The organism is Shimazuella sp. NTD247, assembly GCF_059510415.1.
Window position 1 is genome coordinate 297330 of record NZ_JCAJZU010000003.1, and the last position, 22028, is coordinate 319357.

A 22028-nucleotide genomic window follows, 5' to 3' on the forward strand; every position below is an offset into this window, starting at 1 on the left:
TCATCACATTCTAATTTACTAGTTACCTTGTGTGATTAGATCTTCCTGTTGACAACTCCATACGGCTAAAGCCGTTGGATTCTTAGGACTATAGTGGTTTTAAATGAATTATTCACTCGTTTTTTAAAAAACCTTCGTTTTGAATGTCTACATTTACATGAAATTTCATGTTTAAGTGAGGATAGTACTCTGTTCTCCAGTTTTTTAATTTTTCTCGGGGAATTTCGTTTCGGAAAAATTGACCTAAACCAAAAATATCAGCTTGCTCTTTTTTGGTTAAAGATAGTATTCGATAAAATCTATTAGTTAGAAGAGTTGCAAGTTCTTTTTTTATCTGTTTAACAGACGGATTTCCTTTTGTCTCTAAAATCGTCACTTTTAAATGAAGTTGACTATCGATGTAGGGTTTACCTTGAAGGAACTTATTCCTATTACTTCGGTTATCACTTACGATTAAAACTGTTGCACGATTCATTACTTCGACTTTTCCATTTAGTCCTTCTCCGTTAAATAAATTGAACACAAGCGATTCGTCAGGGTTAATCTGATTGACCATTTTTCCATTTTTAATGATTGCTGAACCAAGGTATTCAACCTTATTAAGTTTTCCTGATTGGAGTATGGGGACTGCAACATCTCGTGTATAGGAATGAATGCTGCGGTACATTTGCCATATACGGGTAACGGCAATTTCCGGAGTCCAACCGGCATTTTTTTCAAAAAAATGAAGTAGAGTTACACCGGTTGGCGTTTTTGAATGTTTAATGGTGTCAAAAAAATGATCTAAATTTTCGTTACATATTACAAGTTGAGTTTTAGGGGGTATATCACGCGATCTCATAAATCCAGTAATGATGTCTTTTAAACCCTCTTTTGCAAACTGTTTGTCTATTACGATCACTTCAACATGAAGCAAGTCAGTAGTCCGTTCCATATTCATGCTTAGTTTGTCGACTGCGTCTGCGATTGATTTACCTGTTCCTTTTACGAGCTGAATATCCACTTTATCTTCTTTTAGTACTGGTATTTCAAGAATGATTTTGTATTCTTCTTGTTGCTTGGAGATGCCTAGAACTCCAGGCAACAAGCGATGGTTAATATCTTTATTGTTCCAACAACCGCATAAGAAGAGTTCCAAACTCATGATAAGAAATAGTATGAATTTCCTAAGCATGGTTAGATTGTCCTCCTCTTTTAGAGCGCAGTCCTAGAAAAAGAATGGAGATAGGAACAAATAGTAAACAAAAAAATCGAAACGGAATGTTAAACAAGAATAATTTTTCTACACCATCCCAATTTGGGATTAGCAAGCAGATCAAATAGGTAATAATCGATACACTAATCGTAAGATAGAAAGGGGAAATAGTGGGAAGTACTCTATGTATGATTTGAATAAGCATCCACTCTATTAATGAAAGATAGAGAATACCAAAAGTAATTAGGCTTAATAAAAAAAACAAGGTTACTCGATCAAACATCGTCCAATTCATATGGATAGAGTCGACTGCTTCTACAAAGGGAAAATACATAGTAGAGGCTGTAGACTCGCCAAAAGTTAGGATAGGAATATAAACAGATAGCACAAAAAATGGCAGGAGAGCTAATGTAGAAAGAAAAATTTTTTTACGGTTAAATGAAAAAAGTGGTTGAATAAACCCAAGAAACAAAAAAACTCCAGCAACTGGATAAAAGCTTTCCAAGTAGGAAGGTTTATGCAGAAATAAAAAGTTGTTTTCCCCGATGAAAGGGAAGAGATAGCGCCAATCAACATTTTGAAAAGAGGCTGAACAAACGAATAGAAATAAGGGAAGAAATAAAATTCCAATTAAGATTCCTGTACGTAAAATCACTTTTATGCCTTTTAACGACAGTATAGTAGAAGTCGTTAGTAGTAAGATTTCCATTGCCCAAAGAGGAGTATTGGATAAAAAAATGATGGTAATGATTTCGGAATAAGCACGGATGGCAGTAAAAAGACTACTGAAGAAGTAAATAGCAAGAAGTGATAAAAAAAGAAAGGAAACGATTTTATTGGTTTCCAGATAAATATCGATAATATTTTTATTAGGGAAATAGCTTAGTCCTTTCATGTAAATAGAAACAAAGATGATATGAATAGCAACACCAATTAGTATTGCGATCCAATGACTTTCATTCGTGCTAGAGATAATATCATTGGGATACATAAAAAATATTAATCCTAAGTGGGTGAGGTAATAAGTAGTTATGACAGGTAAACTTTTATTCATGGTTACAATCATCCTTTAAAAATGGGAAATCAACAAATGGAATTCCATATATCTCAATACTGGCAAAATAAATGCAGATCACTACAATCCCTATTAATAGACCTAATACACCATATATAGCAGCAAGGATGACGATGAAATACTTCATTAATCGAATTACTAGGTAGTTTTGGATACCAACCACTGTGGAATTTGCAATGGTAGCAGTTGCTACTACTATCGTTAAAAGATTACTGACTAATTTTGCAGATATTACAGCTTGTCCTAAGATAATTCCACCAACCATTGTAACAGTTGGACCAATACTTTTTGGCAATCGAATACTAGCTTCTAAGATTAATTCAAGGATGATCAGCATGAGTAAGACTTCAATAAGAGCGGGGTAAGGAATCCCTTCCCGGCTTTTTGCAATCGATAGAGCTAGTTCTATTCTTAAAACTTCTGGGTTTACAGATACAAGGGCAACATATAACCCAGGAATTAGTGTGGCAGTTATGCCTCCTATAATGCGTGTCAAACGAATAAACAACATAAGGGGAATTGGGAAACTCCGGTCATTTTCTATTGCAAACATATCTAATAATGAATTAGGCAGAATAAGTCCAGATGAAAATCCATCAACAAGTAAGATTACTTTCCCTTTCTGAATAGCATGTACAATGTCGATGGGAAGTTCAGTGACTTTATATTTTGATATGATATCCCATGAATTGAAACCTAATATTTCCCCAAAATCTTGGGAGTTGTACATATCTTTATCCTTATTACTTTGCAACTGGTTTACAATTTTTTTGAGTAGTTTTTTGTTCACTTGATTCTCCATAAAAAGCAAAGAAATATTCTTTTTGTGTTCTGTTCCAATGGAAAAACTTTTTGTGTGCAAGAACTCTGTATGAAGATATTTTCGAATAAGCCCAATATTCGTTTCCAAATCCTCTATGAAGGAATTGTGAGGCCCTTGTATCACATTTTCGTTACTAGGTAAGTCAATAGACCGATTTAATGGTTTAGAAATGGGTTCTATAAGAAAGTATTTTTTATCAAAGGGATGGAAGAGAATCACTTTCCCCTCGGTGATGGCTTGTATTATTTGTTTTTTGTCTTTTGCCATGGTACTGGTTTCTATCATGTGTAGTTCTTTTGAGGTATCTATAGATATCCTTGTAGTTGTAATGTATGTTTCCAAGGCATGTTTTGTTTGTGGAAGATCAATTAAGGTTCGAATACCCAATAAAATTACAGGTTGGTCCAGAAGATAGTCTTTTTGCAGAAAAAAATCATCACTTTCCGCAAAGATTTCTTTGATCTCTTTTAGCCAATCGTCCATTTCGATAAGTCTCCTCATAACATAGCCTTTATTATCAACTTATCCATAAATAGATGTGCTTTATACTCTTGAAATGAATGTATAGAAGAAAAGAAATTATCAACTAGTTTATTTAGAACGTGGGGGAGAATGAGCAATAAATAGGTTTACTTTGATCATAGAGAGTTGAAATTCAGTGTAGAATGAGTGGGAAAAAAGCGTGTTGACGATGATTATATGTCAACACGCCTTTGAAGTTTAGTTGTTTTCATTTGAAATACTTTTTGATGTTTGCTCATCACTTACCACTTGATAAGTTGGCAGAGCACTTTTGATACCCCAGAAATAAAAGATCAATGAACATACTGTAATTAAGAGCATATCCCAACCGTAATGAATGACATTGATTCCGCCAAATTTTTCACTTCCAAGGTAAGATACTCCGATCATAAAGATCAAGTAAATAAGAAGCCATAGACCCGCTTTGAAATTTGCACCGAAACCTTGCCAATTATTTTTCGCTTGATAGTAAAAGTAAATAGGTAAACCAAGAATCATGATAAAGGTGACTTCACCTGTTAATGGCCACTTTGCCCAGTAAAGAATGAGAGAAGCAATAATAAACGCAATTGGAGCAATGATAGACATACCTTTGATTCTGAGAGGCCGTTTTAATGTATCATCTTTTATACTGCGAAATGCCATGACAGAAACTGGACCAGTAACGTAAGAGATCAATGTAGCGACAGATATGACTTCTGCCAATGTTCCCCAACCACGAAACATGAACAAGAAAATAAAAGAGACTACAAGGTTAAAGCACATTGCAGCACGAGGAACTCCGTACAGGGGATGGAGTTTTCCAAATATATGAGGGAAGTAGCCGTTACGCTCCATTCCATAAATCATTCGTGCTGTTGTTGCTGTGTACGTGATTCCCGTACCTGATGGAGAAATAAATGCATCTGCAAATAATAAGATCGCTAACCAATTCAAGTTTATTGCTAATGCTAAATCGGCAAAAGGAGAACTAAAATTAAGGACACTCCAACCGTGCTGGAGCATATCGCTTGGAACAGTACCAATATAAGCAACTTGCAGTAAAACATAAATGATTCCCGCGATGATTATAGCCCCTGTGACAGCAATGGGGACGGAGCGGCTGGGGTTTTTTGCTTCTCCTGCCATATTGATAGGACTTTGAAATCCATTAAATGCGAATACGATACCAGAAGTAGCTACAGCAGTTAACACGCTTGCCCAACCGTTAGGAGCAAATCCACCTGGAGCATGAGTGAAGTTATCTGCGTGAAATCCGGTAATGATAAGGCCCAAGATGGTTAGACCAGGGATAAGAAATTTAAAGACAGTAATGGCAGTGTTGACTCTAGCAAATAATTGAACAGTCCAAAAGTTGATGAAAAAGTAAACAATAACGAGAATGGCTGCGAGAAATAAACCAGTAGTGGTAAGTACTTCCCCATTATAGAGTTTATGTGCCCATTCCCAAGGCCAAGAACTCATATATTGGATAGATGCAATCGCTTCTACAGGAATAACAGATACAATCGCAATCCAGTTTGCCCAGCCTGAGATAAAACCGACAAAGCTGCCATGAGAGTAATGGCCATAGCGTACCATTCCGCCTGATTTTGGGAACATCGCTCCAAGTTCAGCATATGTCAAGCCAATGAACAAAATAGCGATCATTCCAACAACCCAAGCCCACACCGCTGCTGGTCCTGCGACTTTAGCAGCCTTCCAAGCACCAAATAGCCATCCTGATCCAATAATAGATCCTAGTCCTGTCATCATAAGAGCAAATGTACCGATATTCCTCTTCATTTGTCCCATCTTTTCAACTCCAATTCTTAGTTGTCTCATTTTAAAACACTGTATGACAGCGTTTTCGTTTTGAAGTCATTAAAAAATACTTAAATCACACTCACTAACGAGGTGTTCGAGCAACCTCACTCCAGCTACACTATTTCCAAGGTCATCAATGGCTGGACTATAGATTCCAATTCCACATCCTTCTGGAAATAGAGTTCGTTTCCTAGCTGGTGAAAGTGCCATGATCCCTCCAGATACTCCACTTTTAGCTGGTATTCCAACAAAAGCAGCGAATTTACCAGAAGCGTTATACATGCCACAAGTGAGCATTAAACTTTTTGTCAATCTAGCTACTTTTTTGGGAATGATTTGTTCGTCTAAAATAGGATTGTATCCATCATTCGCTAATACTAATCCTATCAAGGAAATATCTTCTGCTGTAACTTCTATGGAACACTGCTTTAAGTAAACTTCTAATGTCGCTTCGACCTCAGATTCTAAATATCCCATTTCTTTTAAGTAATAGGCGAGAGCCCTGTTTCGATTAGCTGTATGCCATTCTGATTGAAAAACACGCTCATTTATATCAGGACGTTTTCCAACCAATTTTTCTAGTAATTTATACAAAGATTCTAACTTCGTTTGAGGAGTATCTCCTTTGAGAAGGGAGGCAACTGTGATGGCGCCAGCGTTGATCATGGGATTAAATGGCTTTCCTGGTTTATGCATTTCTAGACGAATGATAGAGTTAAAGGGATCGCCAGTCGGCTCAACATCTACTCGTTCCATGACATAGGAAATACCATGTTCGATACATACAGTTATAAAGCTGATGACTTTGGAAATGCTCTGCATCGTAAAAGGAATATTCCAATCCCCTGCTTGTATCTTCGATCCAGTGGGTTCTATGATCGAAATTCCCAAGTGGGATGGATTAGCTTTTTCTAGAGCAGGGATATAGCTGGCACATTTGCCTGTTGAAGTATAGGGTTTGAAATGGGAAATTAAGTGATCTAAATATTGGAAGGTAATTTGGTTATTATTTGCTTTTTCCTCTACAATAATAGGTAGCACCTCCTTTTTACTTGAGATGGTTTTTATTCATTTTTGCAGTTAGATCCATGAAAATGAAAAGGTTTTCAACTTGTTATCTAGATAGATATGTCTTATTCTAAAACATGATCTATATAATCTGACAAAAACCTACAAAAAACCCCACAGAAAATATTTTGATGAGCAAATGAAAAAATGAAAAGTGGATTAAGGTAGTGAAGATAATGAATATCAGTGGATTATTGAAAAAAGATAATTTTATCCTCATTCTCATGATCGTGACAGTTCCATTAGCTAGCGAATTGAATTTTTATCCATTTAACGAATCGTTCCGCATAAGTTTTGCAGCACCGACCTTTTTCTTCTTTTTGTTATTGTTCCGCAAAATGCCTGTCATCTTACCTGGGTTTTTAACTGCTATATTAATTGTTGGATTTCGAATTGTTATTGATTTCTTGACCCTGCCACACTTTGATTGGACATCATCTTTGCAAAATCAATTCTCTGCTTTTTTCTATTACTTTACTTACTCTTTACTTTTTTATTTGTTTAAGGTAAATCGCTTTTATGAACGACCTTTAATTGTTGGTATGATGGGATTTTTCATCGAAATTTTTTCAGATTTATTAGAGATGACAGTACAGTATGTTGTACTAGGTACAATGATTAGTTGGACAGCATTTTATCAAGTAATGATTATTGCTATATCTCATAGTTTTATGGTTCTTAGCTTTTTTAGTATGTGGAAATTATATGAAGCACAAGTAAAATCCAAACAGATTGCAAAACAAAATGAACATATGCTAATGCTTATTTCCAATTTATATGAAGAAGCTATTCATCTGAAAAAAACATTGCAAACGATTGAGAATACAACCAAAAAATCATATGACCTATATAAAAGCCTTCATAATGTAAAAGAAGAAGGCAGCAGAGTCCAAATGGAGGAATGGAGGAGACAAGCTTTAAAGATAGCAGGAGATATTCATGAAGTAAAAAAAGATAACCAGCGTATTTATGCTGGTCTTGCGAAACTTATTTCGGATGAAGGTATGACCGATTTTTTGCATGTTCGTGAACTTCTTGAAATTATTATACGGATTAATAGGAAATATGCAGCATTGAAAGAGAAAATCATTCAATTTGATTACCAGATAGAGGGAGAGCATCCTCGCTATCACGTGTTTACGGTTTTATCGATTATCAATAACCTTGTGGCCAATGCGGTGGAAGCGATCTTTAAAAAAGGGACAATAACCCTTTGTGTTAGCCGAAATGGTGAGTTTGTTGAATTTCAGGTAATCGATGATGGACCAGGGATAGCTCCAAAGCATTCCAGTTTAATTTATCGACCAGGGTTTACCACGAAATATGATGATCTAGGAAACTCTTCTACAGGCATTGGATTGTTTTATGTAAAGGAAACGGTAGAAGAGTTAGGTGGTTCGATTCATGTTCAGTCGACTCAGGGATGTAACTTTCATATAAGATTGCCAATACAGCGTTTGATGAAGAAAGGATGATCCTATGCTATTTTATATTGTGGATGATGACGAAGCTGTTCGATCGATGTTGGATCATATTATTGAGGATGAGGATCTAGGGAGATTGGTAGGAGAAGCAGAGGATGGCTCTCAGATTGATGGACCATTATTAAATGCAAAGACCATTGATATTTTAATCATTGATATGTTAATGCCAAATCAAGATGGTATACAAACCATTCGAAAAATAAAACCCTCCTTTAAAGGGAAAATCATTATGCTTTCCCAAGTAGAGTCAAAAGAGTTAATCGGAGAGGCTTATTCACTAGGACTTGATTACTATATAACGAAGCCAATCAACAAAATGGAAGTAGTTTCCGTCATTCAAAAAGTGATGGAGCGTATTCGATTAGAAAAGTCTATCCAAGATATTCGCAAATCCCTTGGTGTTCTAGGCATGGAGCAAGTCCAAGTTCCAAAAGCCGATTTGAGAGTTTCCGGGAATAATCTTTTGTCCGAATTGGGATTAGCAGGTAAAAGTGGCAGTACGGATTTACTCGATATCATCGATTATCTCTATTACAACCACAAGGATGAATCATTGAAACAAGGGTTTCCAGCTCTTAAAGAAATTTTTCTTCATGTAGCAAAACATAAGCTGGGGGATGCTGCTCTGGATCAAGATATCAAAAAGGAAGTCAAAGCTTCTGAACAAAGGGTACGCCGGGCTATTTATCAATCTTTAAAGCATATTGCATCTTTAGGTCTTACTGACTTTTCAAATTGGAAATTTGAAAATTATGCTTCCAAGTTTTTTGATTTTGCCAGTGTACGGGAGATGATGACAGCAGAGCAAAGAAGTCAGACATTATCGAATTCAATCGTTCGAGTGAATACAAAAAAGTTTATTCAAGTTTTTTATTTTGAAGTAGTACGTTTGTATGCAGAAAGTTAGTCAAACTTAGAAAAGACTAAGTTTGACTAATATTATCGAAATCTGGAGTAAATGTAATGATAGTTTCTTTTGTGGAATTGGTGAGTAAGGAAACAGGGTATAAGTGACCGTTAATTGCAAACGTTATCTTACCTGTTTCTTCTGAAACAACTAGAACAAGCGCATCACTTTTTTCTGTCAATCCTAAAGCTGCTCGGTGACGAGTTCCTAGTTTTCTTCCATTTCCTTTTGTATGGGAAAGAGGTAACACATTTGCCGCTGAAACAATATGGTCAGAACGAATAAGGATCGCACCGTCATGAAGCGGGTTGCCTGGATAGAAAATAGATTCGATTAAGGAGTGATTGACGGATGCCCCAACATGAATACCTGGCCGAATAAGTGGAATCAATGAATCTTGTCTTTCAATGACAATCAGTGCTCCATGTCTGCGTTTGGCAAGATTTTGAATAGATAGAGATATATCATTGTAGTTTTTTGTATAAGGAGATAAGTAGCAATTTAAATAAAAAGTTGCAGCTAATGTTTCGATTTGTAAAAATTTTTCTCTTAATTCTTCCAGATGCCCCAAAAGACAATAATTATCTTCGTCTAACAAATGTATACCTTTTTGTATATCAACCGTTATATCTTGCAATTCATTGGATAATTGATTTTTTAATGGAGAAAAATCACAATTTGTTTCTTGCATTAATGAACCTCACTTTCCAGTTGAACTTTCTGCCATCTTTGTTATTATTCCCAGAAAATGGTGATTCTATTTTTTATGTGTGAAAAGAAATAACACACAAGTGAAATATAAATACTTGTGTGTTTCTATAGGAAAGATTTCTCTTTATGGACTTGGACTGAATCGAGCGATTCAGTCTCGTGATGGGGGTTTATTAGGCACCGGATGAACGGATACCCAAACCTACATCGCTTAGTTTTTCCCAGAGAAGATGCAGATCTCCGTACTCCGTTGAGAGATGACCGTCACTCCTCATTCGAATTTCATTCAACTGCATGGAAATGTCTCGAAGAAGAGAGCTGATCAGCATCTCCGCACGGTGCAGCTTGTTCAATGAAAGAGCAGAGACGATCTTCTTCAGCTTTTCCCTGAACAACTTGCGTGCCTCCTCAGGTGCACCCAAGATGTAAACGATCCGTGTCGAGGATCGGGTAGAACTTGTCATCTTTTACTCCTTAGGAATGTACATCAATTATATCAGATCCAACTGGTCTTCAAGAAGTGCGAAGCAGTTTTTTGGATTTATTCTTGTATTTCCCACTGTGGATTCCATACTACCTCCCACAAATGACCATCAGGATCTTGAAAGTAGCCGGAGTATCCACCCCAGAAGGTATCATGTGCTGTGGTAACGATGGTTGCTCCAGCTTTTTTTGCCTGCTCCATAACTATATCCACTTCTTCTTTGCTGTTAACATTATGACCAATCGTAAATTCCGTCGGATTTGGTGCAGTTAGTGGTATTTGAGTATCATAAGAGATATCTTTTCGAGTCCAAATAGCAAGCCTTAAACCTGCTTGTAGGTCAAAAAATGCTACTGCACCATGCTCAAACTCTTTCCCGATTATACCTTGTGAAGGGAAGCCTAATCCCTCTCGATAAAATTTCAATGATCTCTCCAGATCATCAACTCCAAGTGTTATGACGGTAATTCGTGGTTTCATAAGATAATGATTCCTCCAGCGTAGTTAGTATTAATTAGAAACGTTTGTTTGTATTGTAACTATTGAATTCAATTTTATCAAGGAGGAGAACCAGCTGTTTAATAGAATCTTGCTGACCGAGAGTTATGAATAAATCGTATGATAAAAGGTTATCGTTGGACTCCCTTTGAAGATGCTTAGAGAAACAATCATATAATAGACGCAACTAAAATTTTTATTTATGAAAATATATAACTATTCTGGGATATATTACTTGTATCTTTTTTCTAAAATTAAGAGATATAATTATTTAAATCAGAAGTGATAACCGAATCATCTGAATATTGCTTCTGTTATTTTAAATTTATTTTATTATTTTATTAATGGAGGGGTATGGATGAATTTGAAAAAAATTGGTGCTTCTCTCTTGCTTTCTGCTATTGCAATTGTGACACCCTTAACATCCGTATTTGCAGGTTCTTGGGATTACTTAGGTGACTTTTCTTTTCATTATAATTCGTCTGCGGGTAGGTATGTAACAAATATTGTTTATTCAACTGGAGGATATTTTAAATTTTGTACAAGTCAATGGGGAACTTCAGTAAAATCTTATACTGTATGGGAGTATGACCCAGACAATGCAGACGACAAAATAGCAAGTTTTGACTTTTTATCCAATGGCGACTGTAAAACGATTTACGTGGATAAGTATGTAGATGGAAGTAATAAAAGAGCCGAAATTTATATTTCTACAGACAGCTATTTAGCAAGTTCAACTTACGTTGAAATGTGGGATTGATAATTTTTATAATAGATATAATGACAGCGCTCTCAAGAGCCTGTCTTTTTATTATTTGAGTTATTCACTGAGTTATTTTAAAAGATGAAAAGGATTCTAGAAACGATTTTTGTAAGTAATTACAAGTTTACTTTTTCTTCTATTTTCTTGTTTTTTCTAGTTATTCAATTATATAATATTCATAATCTGAACAAATATCTTACGATATGAAATTCCGATTGAATTATGAATAGTATAAATGAAGTGGAGGAGTGAATGGATGAGCATAAAAAAACTAGCAGCTACCTTATTTCTCTCTGCTGCAACACTTTTAGTCCCCTTGTCCTCAGCATTTGCCGCAGCTGGGTGGCAAGATTTGGGTTTCGATTATTTTCATAAAAATTCAGCAGGTTACTACGTTTCTGATGTATATACTTCTGATGGCGGCTATATGAGGATTTGTGCATCTACGGTTAAATCGGTTATTTACCGAGCGTATGAGTATGATCCAGATAATGCAGATGATTATATCGGCGGAGTCGAATTGGCAAGTGGTCAATGCTATAATTTTTATGTAGAAAACTTTAGAGATGGCAGCAATAACAAACCAGAAGTATATTTTAGTGTTGGAACATATAGTTTGGCTGGCGGTCATATCTACGATTGATAAAGTTTACTAATTAAAATAGAAAGCGTTTTTATTTTATGCATAATAACATCTAATTTTTATGTATATGACTTCGAGTCACTTCCAAGTCATGAGAAAATCTTTCCTGATTGCAAGATTTACTGGTCTACCAGTTTTTCTATTAGGGAGGATTTTTTTATGTTATCAGATAGGAAGAGTTAACATATACCTGAGGAAATGAGAAGCATCACTTAGTAAACATTTGAATATTACCAGCTAAGGGATATGTCGAAAAAGGAATAAATAAAAAAGCCTTGGTGATAAACCAAGACTTTTACATGCTTTCTACATGTTTTAGCAATTTTACTTTCTGAAAAAAGCGGATCAATTTATTCCCCATAGGCAGCATCCGCAATTCGTTGTGACTTACCGTTTTGGTAACGAGCAGCAATAAGAAGTAGATGACCATCGCTACGATAATATAGATAAGGCTGATCCACATGTATCCCCAACGGTCCATGTGTTCCGCTGCGAACCAACCTTTCATTGCTTGATATGATACATAAAGTATCCCAGACATTACAACAGAAGCAAACGTTGGTTTCACAAATACATTTTTTATAGAAACTTTAATATTTGTTTTTCTGTATACCATCCAGACATTGAGTACACATACAACAATATAGGCTATGACCATCGCGATAGCAGAACCTGCGATGCCATAAATCGGAACGAAGATAAAATTGGAAATAAATTTTACCACTGCACCGATTAATAAATGGCGAACTGGAAGTTTATTGTATCCAAGACCTTGCAATATCCCAGAGCTGGTAACAGCTAATGTGCTAAAAACAGAAGAGAAAGCAAGAATCGCAAGCGTCGGAGTTCCTTTTGCATCCATGTACATGGCAATGTTAAATGGTTCTGCAAGTATACTGAGTCCCATACTCGCAGGAAGACTGATAACAAGAGTCATCATCCATGCTTGTGATATTTTATTGTTTACAGCTTCCATATTATTTTTTGCCACATATGCTCCAATTGCTGGTATAAGTGCCAAGGTCAATGAAGACGAGAAGGTGGAAATGATGTTTACAAAGGGTTCTCCTCGTGCATATATCCCATAGAGGGTACCCGTCATTGATGCCGAATTACCCATACTCATCAAGATTCTTGGAATAGTAAGAGAATCTACTAAACCAATCAAAGGCAGTACCAAGGTAGCAAGTGAAATGGGAATAGCATAAGCAATAATGGATTTGGATAATCCCCAAATCGTTTCTGTTGACGGGGTATGAACTGTTAGTGCTGGTTTTTTTTCTCTGGCATTGTACCAGAGTACAACCAAAAGTCCTGCAACCGCACCGAAAAGAGCACCAGCAGTAGCACCAGCAGCTAATATTTCTGCACCAAAACCAGTTACTTTTAACCAATAAACGAGTCCAATTACCGTTACAACCCGAACCACTTGCTCAATGACTTGTGAGATTCCGGTTGGCATCATTTGTTGATGTCCTTGGAAATAGCCGCGATATGCACCCATCACAGGGACAAATAAAATCGCGACAGCTAGTACTTGGATTGGTAAGGTATTTTGTGGACTATTTAACATGACATTGGCAACGAAATGAGCTCCAAAAAATAGGAAGAGTCCAAAGACAATCCCTGTTAAAGAAAGTATAATGGCAGCTGCTTTCTTTACTTTTTGAGCGCCTTCATAATCGTCGCGAGCAAGGCGTTCGGCGACAAATTTGGATACAGTGATCGGAATACCGGCAGATGCGATCATGAGTAGGATCGAGTAAAACGGAAAAGAAATCCGATATATTCCTACAATTTTGTCACCTGCAATGTTTTGTAAGGGGGCCCAAAAAAGACTTCCCAGTATTTTTGTGAGCAGTGTAGCAACACTGAGAATAAGGGTTCCTTTCACGATTTTGTTTGACATGAATCAAGCTTCCTTTAACCCATTATTAAAATATCTCCTCCATTCTAACAGTTTCCTGCATAAAAAACGATTAACAATGGGTGACAAATCAAAAATCATGACATTTAGCAAGTTGTGAGTAAAATATGGTGAAGTTCGTTGTAAAAACATTTTGAAAACATTATAATAGAAAATGTCCATGATAACACCTGCTCTGAAGGAGAGAGATGGAGTTTAAAGTCGTTAAAAAGGGCAATAATTTCTCACTTAAAATCACCTGCAATGGACGGGAAGTACCATCAACCTTGCAGCGGATTCCTGGTAGTCTTTCTCCAGTGACCATTGAAGCAGAGCCACATGAGGAAAGGCCGAATGGAATTCGAATTCGTGGAGGTCAGCTTTACTTGAATAGAGGAAAAGGTTTGGAACCGGTTGGTCCTAGTCAAGCTCCTCGTCAATATTCTTATCGAGATTATTTTCTGTATAATTGGGTTGATGGCAGTCTCTGGTATGAGCCTGTTGGAGCAACAGGTAATGAGTGTTTCTGTCTGAATGAGTGGATGGTAGGTAAAGAGTAAGTGAGAGGTGGGCTGGGATGATGTCTCTAGCCCACTATCCATATAGAGATAGAATAGTTATTCTTTATTATGAGCCAGTTGGAGCTACAGGTGATGAGAGTATCTGCCTAAATGAGTGGATAGCCTCACTTAGATTCGTCTACGGTGGACAGGTAATCGACTCATCATTGAACAGTATTGATCGTTCTCATCCAATCCGAATTGATGATTACAGAAGGAATGGAATAAAAATCAGCAATGGCGAACTCTGCCTGAATAGGGGAAAAGGTTTGGAACCGGTTGTTCCTAGTCAGGAAGCCTCACGCGATTATCTTTTGTTGAAGAGCGGTAATCGTTTCGAGCGAGAAAACCCACGGTTTAAATCGTGGGATGAAAGCGAGCGTTGAACGAGGGTAAGGAATTTTCCTTCACTAGTTCAACCTTTGGAAAAAAGCAAGTTTACAAACAAACATTCCCATGGTAATAGATGTATAGTTGTGACAGACGAAAACCAAGTTTGCTCGCTGCAAAGAAGAAATCAACAAACATAAACCGTGGGGCGCACGGGGTTAGCTTGGTAATGAAATAGTCATGAGGCTATCGTCCCAAGAATCCAACGGCTTTAGCCGTATGGAGTTGTCAAAGTGATTCCTATTTGTTTACGGGTCGTGACGGTCGGCTTTGGCATGAGACTAGAACTGTACCTCTTGAGTCTGTTTGTATTAATCTTTGGCTGCAAGGTAAAAGCAGGTAAGTGAGAGTTGGGCTAGGGACAATGTCTCTAGCCTGTCATTCATTTTGTTGGGCATGAGTGTTACTTGCTCCTATAGAAGAAGACATTTTAGAAATATTTTGCTATAGTAATAGGAGAAGACATATCCATCATGTAGGGGTGTGTCTCTTATTCCAAGGAGTTAACATGGCAAAAGATAAGAAGAACCCGCAGGGGAAGATAGCCAGGCGAGGAACTCGCACAGGTAAGCTGAATCTACTTCAGCCGGTTTATAAAGCATGTGATTCGTGTACCAAAGCAGGTGTGAGGTGTAATCACAGCGTTGGTGGATGAGTCCTTGGAGAAATGGCCGCAAGTGGTAACACTTGCGGCCCCGCGCATTTTTATCTTGATTATTCGCTTCTTTCTATTTACTTCCCGCGATTTTGTTGCGTCTTTTTCCAAAACCAACTACAATAGCATAGAGAGAAATATCAGCGATATTCCCAGCATGGGTGAGGAGGCGCAACATTTTGGGCATTAAATTGATTAATATAGGTTTTGGAAACATCGTATCAGCAAATCGAATCGTGTCGATTGTGAGTCCAGATTCTGCTCCAATTAAACGAATTATTCAAGAGGCACGTGATCGAGGGGTATTGATCGATGCTACATATGGACGACGAACCCGTGCAGTTATCATAACCGATAGTGATCATGTGATTCTTTCCGCAGTACAACCAGAAACAGTCGCTCAACGTCTTGCGAATGTGACGAAAGAAAGTACAGAAGAATTGGTAGATTAATTGAATTATAATTGGTAATAATTACTAAAAGATGTTACATTAGGAAGGGTAACGATGTTCATGACGAACCCCAGTTATCAAGAACGCGGTCTACTCATTGTTGTATCAGGTCCATCTGGTGTGGGAAAAGGTACAGTCTGTGGGATGCTGCGTAAACGAAATCCTGAGTTGATTTACTCTGTCTCTGCAACAACGCGTTCACCTAGACAGGGAGAGAAGCATGGAGTAAATTATTTTTTCCATACTCGGGACGAATTCTACTCCATGATAGAAAATGGTCAATTGATCGAGTGGGCAGAGTATGTTGGCAATTACTATGGAACTCCTCGACAATTTGTAGAAGATAAATTAAATGCAGGTGAAAATGTCATCTTAGAGATTGAAGTTCAAGGTGCAAAGCAAGTAAAAGAACAATTCCCTGAAGGGATTTTTATTTTTCTACTCCCACCATCCATGGATGAATTAAAACGGAGAATTATGGGAAGAGGAACAGAAAATGTTTCTACGATCCAACGCCGTCTCCACGTCGCATCTAGTGAATGCAGAGAATTAACGATGTATGACTATGCTGTAATCAATGATCAATTGGAAAGTGCATGTGAAAAGATTGAAGCGATTTTGATAGCAGAACATTGCCATACTTCTCGAGTTATTATTGATGATGATATGTAAGATATAGGAGGAATGGGTTGTGTTATATCCATCCATTGATAAGTTAATGGCAAAAGTAGACAGCAAATATTCTTTGGTAGTACTTGCTGCAAAACGTGCACGCGGACTATTAGAAGGCCAGAATGCACATATTAAAGCACACTCACACAAATTTGTAGGAGTTGCTTTAGAAGAAATCTCTTCTAATATTGTGGTAACTCCAGCAAGAGCAAGAAGACAAGTGGAAGATAAGTAAGATTTCATACCGTTATTGAAAAAATAAACAACCTGTTTGTAGGTTGTTATTTTTTTCGAGATAGGTTTAAGATGTACAAATACAATGCCGGTATTGGAGAGGGATGGAGATGGAGACAAAACGCATCTTACTGGGTATTACTGGAGGTATCGCTGCATATAAATCGGCTATTATTGCAAGTAAGCTGACACAACTTGGTATGGATGTACGTACGATTATGACAAAATCAGCAACGGAATTCATCACGCCACTGACATTACAAACACTTACTCGTAATCCAGTAGCAATAGACACTTTTGATGAGCGTGATCCCTCTCGTGTGATGCATATTGATTTGGCAGATCATGCTGATTTGGTGTTAGTAGCTCCAGCAACAGCAAATATTATTGGGAAACTTGCAAATGGATTAGCTGATGATATGCTCTCTACAACTATATTGGCGACACAATCACCCATTGTCCTCGCTCCTGCTATGAACGTTCACATGTATGACAATAAAATTGTCCAAGAAAATATGCAGAAATTAGCCTCTCATGGTGTAAAATACATCGAACCAAATGAAGGTCAATTGGCTTGTGGGTATGTAGGCAAAGGCAGATTAGCAGAACCAGAAGAAATTATTGGATGGGTACAATCTTATTTTGCTCATCAACAGGCATTAAGAGGAAAAAAAATACTTATTACGGCAGGTCCTACGGTTGAAGCGGTTGATCCAGTCCGATATTTGTCCAATCATTCTTCAGGAAAAATGGGTTATGCTTTAGCCGAAGCAGCGCTTGCTGCTGGGGCCGAAGTAATATTAATTAGTGGTCCAGTCACAATAAATCCACCGGATGGTGCGACAGTAATAAAAGTGACTAGTGCTGAACAAATGCAAGAAGCAGTGCTCACTAACCTCGATCAAGCAGATGTAATCATGAAAGCTGCTGCTGTATCTGATTATCGACCACGTGAAATATTGACACAGAAGCGGAAAAAACATACAGATAGTTGGGAAATAGAGTTAGTTAAAAATCCCGATATTGCATATGAGGTAGGGAGACGGAAACGTGCAGATCAACTTTTGATTGGATTTGCAGCAGAGACGGAAAAGTTAGAAACATATGCTAAAGAAAAGTTAGAAAAGAAAAACATGGATTTTATCATTGCCAATAATGTGCTAGAGAAAGGCGCAGGCTTTTCTATTGATACGAATGCAGTAAGCGTTTATGGCAGAGATGGATGGGTGACTTCTTATCCAGTAATGTCAAAAAAAACATTGGCTGAACAATTGATAAAATGGGTCGGAGAATTATTATGATTCAAGTTGCTAAAATAGTGGTGGATGTTCCGAGTAAAGGAACAGATCGACCATTTGATTATTTGGTTCCAGAAGATCTTATTGGAGAAGTGCAGCTAGGAAGTCGAGTAGAAGTTCCTTTTGGACCAAGAAAGATTTTAGGATATGTAATTGGGCTAAGTTTATCTTCAGCTACCCAAAAATTGAAAAGTATTATTGATGTGAAGGATATTCTTCCTCCTTTAACACAAGAGCTATTGCAACTTGGACAAGCAATGGCAGAAGAGTATTTTTGCCATACCATTACTGCCTTTCAATCGATGATCCCAGCGGTGTTAAAGGGAAAATATCAAAAAAAAGTATATATAGGAAAAACAGATACACCATTTGGCAAAGAAGCAGAAGCATTGCAACAGCTTTTGCTTGATAAAACAGTATGCAGTTGGGAAGAAGCTCAGGAATTAGTTAGTAGAGCAGCTCTGAGAAAACTGATTCAAAATGAACAAGTTCGAGTGGAAGAACAGGTGGGAGATCGGGTAACCAAAGATCGAATCGCTTGGGTGGAAATTACGGATCAAGTCAACTTACATGTTATTTCAGAACGTGCAAAAAAACAAAAAGAAGTCATACAATACTTATTAAATGAATCACAAGAAATTCCATTACCAACATTATTAGCTGCAACAGGAGCAAATCGGCAAACAGTAAAAGCGCTGGAAGAAAAGGGTATGGTTAAAATCGAGGAAAGAGAACAATATCGAGATCCTTACCGGAACACTTCTTTTGCTGCTACACAGCCGCTTGCACTTACACAAGAACAGCAAAGTGCTTATGCGACAATTGTGAAGCCGATTCAAAACGAACAGTACCAAACTATTCTATTACACGGGGTAACAGGCAGCGGAAAAACGGAAATTTACTTGCAATCGATCGAAGAGGTCTTAAAACAGGGGAAAGAAGCGATTGTCCTCGTGCCTGAAATTTCCCTGACTCCGCAAATGGTTGATCGGTTTAAGGGCCGTTTTGGAGATAAGGTAGCTGTGCTCCATAGTCGATTATCTGCAGGAGAACGATACGACGAATGGCGAAAAATTCGACGCGGGGAAGTACAAGTAGCAATAGGCGCAAGGTCCGCTATTTTTGCTCCATTCACTAAATTAGGTTTGATCATCATTGATGAAGAACATGAATCATCTTATAAACAAGAAGAAAGTCCTAGATATCATGCGAGAGAAATCGCACGATGGAGAGCGCAATTCCATCAGGCAACAGTTGTTTTAGGTTCTGCTACCCCTTCTTTAGAGAGTTATTATCATGCCAGAACAAACATTTATGATTGGGTAACCTTGCAGGAACGAGTCCAAGGCAGACCGTTTCCGACAATAGAAACAGTAGATATGAGAGAAGAACTAAAATCGGGGAACCGAACAATGTTCAGCTCTAAACTTACCAAATCCATTCAAGAAACAATCACACGTGGGGAACAAGTCGTATTATTTTTAAATCGTCGTGGTTATGCTACTTTTGTTTTATGTCGTTCATGCGGGGAAGTAGCGACTTGTGAACATTGTGATATTGCTTTGACCTACCATCATACCAATCGTACTGTCCGTTGTCATTATTGTGGGTACACAGAAAAAGTACCGACATCTTGCCCACATTGTCAAAGTGAACATATTCGTCATTTTGGGACAGGAACACAGAAAGTGGAAGAAGAATTGATGAAACATTTTCCTGGTGTTCGAGTCATTCGGATGGATATGGATACAACGAGTAAAAAAGGTTCACATGAGCGATTGCTTCGAGCATTCGGAGATGAAGAAGCAGACATTTTGCTTGGTACACAGATGATTGCAAAGGGTCTGGATTTTCCAAAGGTAACTTTAGTTGGGGTAATTGCAGCAGATAGTATGCTCCATTTACCAGATTTTCGTTCTGTTGAAAGGACTTTTCAACTGCTGACACAAGTCAGCGGTCGTGCGGGCAGGCATGAACAACCAGGTAAAGTGATCATTCAAACATATCAAGAAGATCATTATAGTATTCAAATGGTTGCCAACCATGAGTCAGAAGCTTTTTATCGAAAAGAACTGCTGCTTCGAAAACAACATCTTTATCCGCCGTTTTGTGGTTTGTTTACGATTACAGTAAGCCACACGGATCGGGTTCTGGCGATGAAGCGGGCAGTGGATATTGCAAATGAATTAAAAGGGAATAATGGGTATGAAGTACTTGGACCAGTAGCACCAGCTGTTTCTAAAATAAAGGATCGACATCGTATTCAAGTAATGGTGAAATATAATCCAAGTGTAGAGATAATACGTGAGATTCAAACGAAATGGAAGATAATAGAGGATTGGCCAAGAGATAAAGAATTACGTATACAAATAGATCGTGATGGTGAGATTGGAGTGAAGAATAATGTCCGTACGCAATATCGTGAAATATCCCGATCCCATTCTTAGAGAAAGGGCAAAAGAAGTAAAGCGATTTAATGATCGACTGGCAAAATTACTCGATGATATGGCAGAAACGATGTATGATGCACATGGTGTTGGGTTAGCAGCGCCTCAAGTAGGAATAGGGAAACGAGTAATTGTAGTCGATGTAGGGGAAGGCTTGATCGAAATCGTTAATCCAGAAATAATCGAAAAATCAGGGGAACAAATCGAACCGCCGGAAGGTTGTCTTAGTATTCCTGGATTGTTAGGTTATGTGAAAAGGGCAAATGAGCTGCGTATTAAAGGGCAAGATCGTCATGGGAACCCTATGGAAATAGAAGCTGAGGGATACTTAGCACGGGCTTTTCAACATGAAATAGATCATTTGAATGGTGTCTTATTTATTGACATAGCCGAAAAAGTGTTTCGACCGGAGGAGGAACTGGAGCAATGAGAGTGATTTTTATGGGCACCCCAGCTTTTGCGGTGCCTTCTTTACTTACTCTAATCGAGGAAGGTTATAACATTGTTTCTGTTATAACACAGCCGGATCGTCCTGTCGGAAGAAAAAAAGTGTTGACACCGCCACCAGTAAAAGAAGTTGCATTACAGCATAATTTATCTGTTTATCAGCCAGAAAAAATCCGTCTGTCAGAAGGTATTGAATATGTGAAATCACTGGAGCCAGATCTTATTGTTACTGCTGCTTTTGGACAGATATTACCCAATGAAATTTTAGAGATTCCAAAACATGGTTGTATCAATGTTCATGCATCGTTATTGCCTAAATATCGAGGAGGTGCACCCATTCACCAAGCTCTTATTAATGGAGAAAAAGAAATAGGTGTAACTCTGATGTATATGGTAGAGGCCCTAGATGCTGGAGATATGATCAACAGTAAGCGGATTCCGATTACTGAGGAAGATCACGTTGGAACCTTATTTGAAAAGCTTTCCCACATAGGGGCTGGCTTGATAAAAGAGACTCTTCCTGCGCTGATACAAGGAAAGATCACACCGATCCCCCAAGATGAAAGTCAAGCAACCTATGCACCAAATATCAAGAGAGAGCAAGAGCAGATTGATTGGCATCGCAGCGCGGAAGAAATTCGCAATCAAATACGAGGAATGCATCCATGGCCAGTAGCATTCACCTATTGGAATGGACAACCTTTTAAAATATGGTGGGCAGAATTAGAAGATGAAACAGGAAAAGCAAGTGTTCCTGGTCAAGTAATAGAGTTGAATGACTATGGAATTATTGTTGCTGCGGCTTCTGGTTATCTTCGGTTAACAGATATTCAACCGGCAGGGAAAAAACGTATGTTAGCAAGTGATTTTGTACGAGGTAGACAGATGAATGAAGGGGAAATTCTTGGAGTGGATCAGGGTGAGATAAAACAGTAATATTGCTATCATAGTCAACAAAATAGTATAGTACACACTGACATTCAGATAA

23 protein-coding genes are annotated in these 22028 nt (G+C 37.8%); 14 read left to right on the forward strand and 9 right to left on the reverse strand.

Going from position 1 to position 22028, the window contains the following annotated elements; genetic code table 11:
* Positions 1–112: 112 nt before the first annotated feature.
* The 5 genes from AC5WOC_RS09860 to AC5WOC_RS09880 form a co-directional block, all read right to left on the reverse strand.
* Positions 113–1174 carry a Ger(x)C family spore germination protein gene (locus AC5WOC_RS09860; protein WP_496055241.1) on the reverse strand — a complete coding sequence of 354 codons (1062 nt, stop codon included), beginning with the start codon at positions 1172–1174 and terminating at the stop codon, positions 113–115.
* Positions 1167–2249 (reverse strand): GerAB/ArcD/ProY family transporter, encoded by a 1083-nt coding sequence (locus AC5WOC_RS09865; RefSeq protein WP_496055242.1) that lies wholly within the window; start codon positions 2247–2249, stop codon positions 1167–1169. The genes AC5WOC_RS09860 and AC5WOC_RS09865 overlap by 8 nt, the downstream gene beginning before the upstream one ends.
* Positions 2242–3576: a spore germination protein gene (locus AC5WOC_RS09870; RefSeq protein WP_496055243.1), complete on the reverse strand. Its 1335-nt coding sequence runs from the start codon at positions 3574–3576 to the stop codon at positions 2242–2244. Before AC5WOC_RS09870 ends, AC5WOC_RS09865 begins: the two co-directional genes overlap by 8 nt.
* Positions 3577–3813: 237 nt before the next feature.
* Positions 3814–5409: an APC family permease gene (locus tag AC5WOC_RS09875; RefSeq protein WP_496055244.1), complete on the reverse strand. Its 1596-nt coding sequence runs from the start codon at positions 5407–5409 to the stop codon at positions 3814–3816.
* Between the two features lie 69 nt (positions 5410–5478).
* Entirely contained in the window at positions 5479–6453 is a 975-nt protein-coding gene (locus AC5WOC_RS09880) for a glutaminase (protein WP_496055400.1), read from the reverse strand.
* A gap of 203 nt (positions 6454–6656) precedes the next feature.
* On the opposite strand from AC5WOC_RS09880, the gene AC5WOC_RS09885 reads away from it, so the two are divergent.
* Together AC5WOC_RS09885 and AC5WOC_RS09890 are read left to right on the forward strand one after the other, a co-directional pair.
* On the forward strand, positions 6657–7964 hold the full coding sequence (locus AC5WOC_RS09885; RefSeq protein ID WP_496055245.1) for an ATP-binding protein: 1308 nt from the start codon (positions 6657–6659) through the stop codon (positions 7962–7964).
* Positions 7965–7968: 4 nt separating this feature from the next.
* A complete protein-coding gene (locus AC5WOC_RS09890; RefSeq protein ID WP_496055246.1) occupies positions 7969–8880 on the forward strand; it encodes a response regulator in 912 nt (303 codons plus the stop codon).
* Positions 8881–8896: 16 nt separating this feature from the next.
* Here AC5WOC_RS09890 and cdaS read toward each other — a convergent pair whose 3' ends face one another.
* The 3 genes from cdaS to AC5WOC_RS09905 form a co-directional block, all read right to left on the reverse strand.
* On the reverse strand, positions 8897–9571 hold the full coding sequence (gene cdaS / locus AC5WOC_RS09895; RefSeq protein WP_496055247.1) for a sporulation-specific diadenylate cyclase CdaS: 675 nt from the start codon (positions 9569–9571) through the stop codon (positions 8897–8899).
* Positions 9572–9764: 193 nt separating this feature from the next.
* Positions 9765–9986: a hypothetical protein gene (locus tag AC5WOC_RS09900; RefSeq protein ID WP_496055248.1), complete on the reverse strand. Its 222-nt coding sequence runs from the start codon at positions 9984–9986 to the stop codon at positions 9765–9767.
* Positions 9987–10132: 146 nt separating this feature from the next.
* Positions 10133–10555: a VOC family protein gene (locus AC5WOC_RS09905; protein WP_496055249.1), complete on the reverse strand. Its 423-nt coding sequence runs from the start codon at positions 10553–10555 to the stop codon at positions 10133–10135.
* A gap of 376 nt (positions 10556–10931) precedes the next feature.
* Between AC5WOC_RS09905 and AC5WOC_RS09910 the strand changes: the two genes are divergently transcribed.
* Complete coding sequence (locus AC5WOC_RS09910; protein ID WP_496055250.1) at positions 10932–11333, forward strand: YndA family protein; 402 nt, start codon at positions 10932–10934, stop codon at positions 11331–11333.
* Positions 11334–11592: 259 nt separating this feature from the next.
* Complete coding sequence (locus tag AC5WOC_RS09915; protein WP_496055251.1) at positions 11593–11979, forward strand: YndA family protein; 387 nt, start codon at positions 11593–11595, stop codon at positions 11977–11979.
* Positions 11980–12274: 295 nt separating this feature from the next.
* Here the strand turns inward: AC5WOC_RS09915 and AC5WOC_RS09920 are convergent, their stop codons facing one another.
* On the reverse strand, positions 12275–13888 hold the full coding sequence (locus AC5WOC_RS09920) for a putative polysaccharide biosynthesis protein (protein WP_496055252.1): 1614 nt from the start codon (positions 13886–13888) through the stop codon (positions 12275–12277).
* Positions 13889–14094: 206 nt separating this feature from the next.
* On the opposite strand from AC5WOC_RS09920, the gene AC5WOC_RS09925 reads away from it, so the two are divergent.
* From AC5WOC_RS09925 to fmt, 10 genes are all read left to right on the forward strand, one after another.
* Positions 14095–14445, forward strand: coding sequence for a hypothetical protein (locus AC5WOC_RS09925; protein ID WP_496055253.1), 351 nt, complete (start codon positions 14095–14097; stop codon positions 14443–14445).
* 17 nt (positions 14446–14462) lie between these two features.
* Positions 14463–14831: a hypothetical protein gene (locus AC5WOC_RS09930; RefSeq protein ID WP_496055254.1), complete on the forward strand. Its 369-nt coding sequence runs from the start codon at positions 14463–14465 to the stop codon at positions 14829–14831.
* A 663-nt stretch (positions 14832–15494) separates the two neighbouring features.
* A complete protein-coding gene (locus AC5WOC_RS09935) occupies positions 15495–15680 on the forward strand; it encodes a hypothetical protein (protein WP_496055255.1) in 186 nt (61 codons plus the stop codon).
* Positions 15670–15942 carry an extracellular matrix/biofilm regulator RemA gene (gene remA / locus AC5WOC_RS09940; protein WP_240874994.1) on the forward strand — a complete coding sequence of 91 codons (273 nt, stop codon included), beginning with the start codon at positions 15670–15672 and terminating at the stop codon, positions 15940–15942. The genes AC5WOC_RS09935 and remA overlap by 11 nt, the downstream gene beginning before the upstream one ends.
* A gap of 60 nt (positions 15943–16002) precedes the next feature.
* Positions 16003–16614 (forward strand): guanylate kinase, encoded by a 612-nt coding sequence (gmk, locus tag AC5WOC_RS09945; protein ID WP_496055401.1) that lies wholly within the window; start codon positions 16003–16005, stop codon positions 16612–16614.
* A gap of 19 nt (positions 16615–16633) precedes the next feature.
* A complete protein-coding gene (rpoZ, locus tag AC5WOC_RS09950; RefSeq protein WP_496055256.1) occupies positions 16634–16849 on the forward strand; it encodes a DNA-directed RNA polymerase subunit omega in 216 nt (71 codons plus the stop codon).
* 109 nt (positions 16850–16958) lie between these two features.
* Complete coding sequence (gene coaBC / locus AC5WOC_RS09955; RefSeq protein WP_496055257.1) at positions 16959–18149, forward strand: bifunctional phosphopantothenoylcysteine decarboxylase/phosphopantothenate--cysteine ligase CoaBC; 1191 nt, start codon at positions 16959–16961, stop codon at positions 18147–18149.
* The gene (priA, locus tag AC5WOC_RS09960) at positions 18149–20593 is read left to right on the forward strand and encodes a primosomal protein N' (protein WP_496055402.1); all 2445 of its coding nucleotides are present in this window, start codon (positions 18149–18151) and stop codon (positions 20591–20593) included. The genes coaBC and priA overlap by 1 nt, the downstream gene beginning before the upstream one ends.
* Positions 20550–21023, forward strand: coding sequence for a peptide deformylase (gene def, locus AC5WOC_RS09965; RefSeq protein WP_496055258.1), 474 nt, complete (start codon positions 20550–20552; stop codon positions 21021–21023). The genes priA and def overlap by 44 nt, the downstream gene beginning before the upstream one ends.
* Positions 21020–21976: a methionyl-tRNA formyltransferase gene (gene fmt, locus AC5WOC_RS09970; RefSeq protein ID WP_496055259.1), complete on the forward strand. Its 957-nt coding sequence runs from the start codon at positions 21020–21022 to the stop codon at positions 21974–21976. The genes def and fmt overlap by 4 nt, the downstream gene beginning before the upstream one ends.
* The last annotated feature ends 52 nt before the right edge of the window (positions 21977–22028 follow it).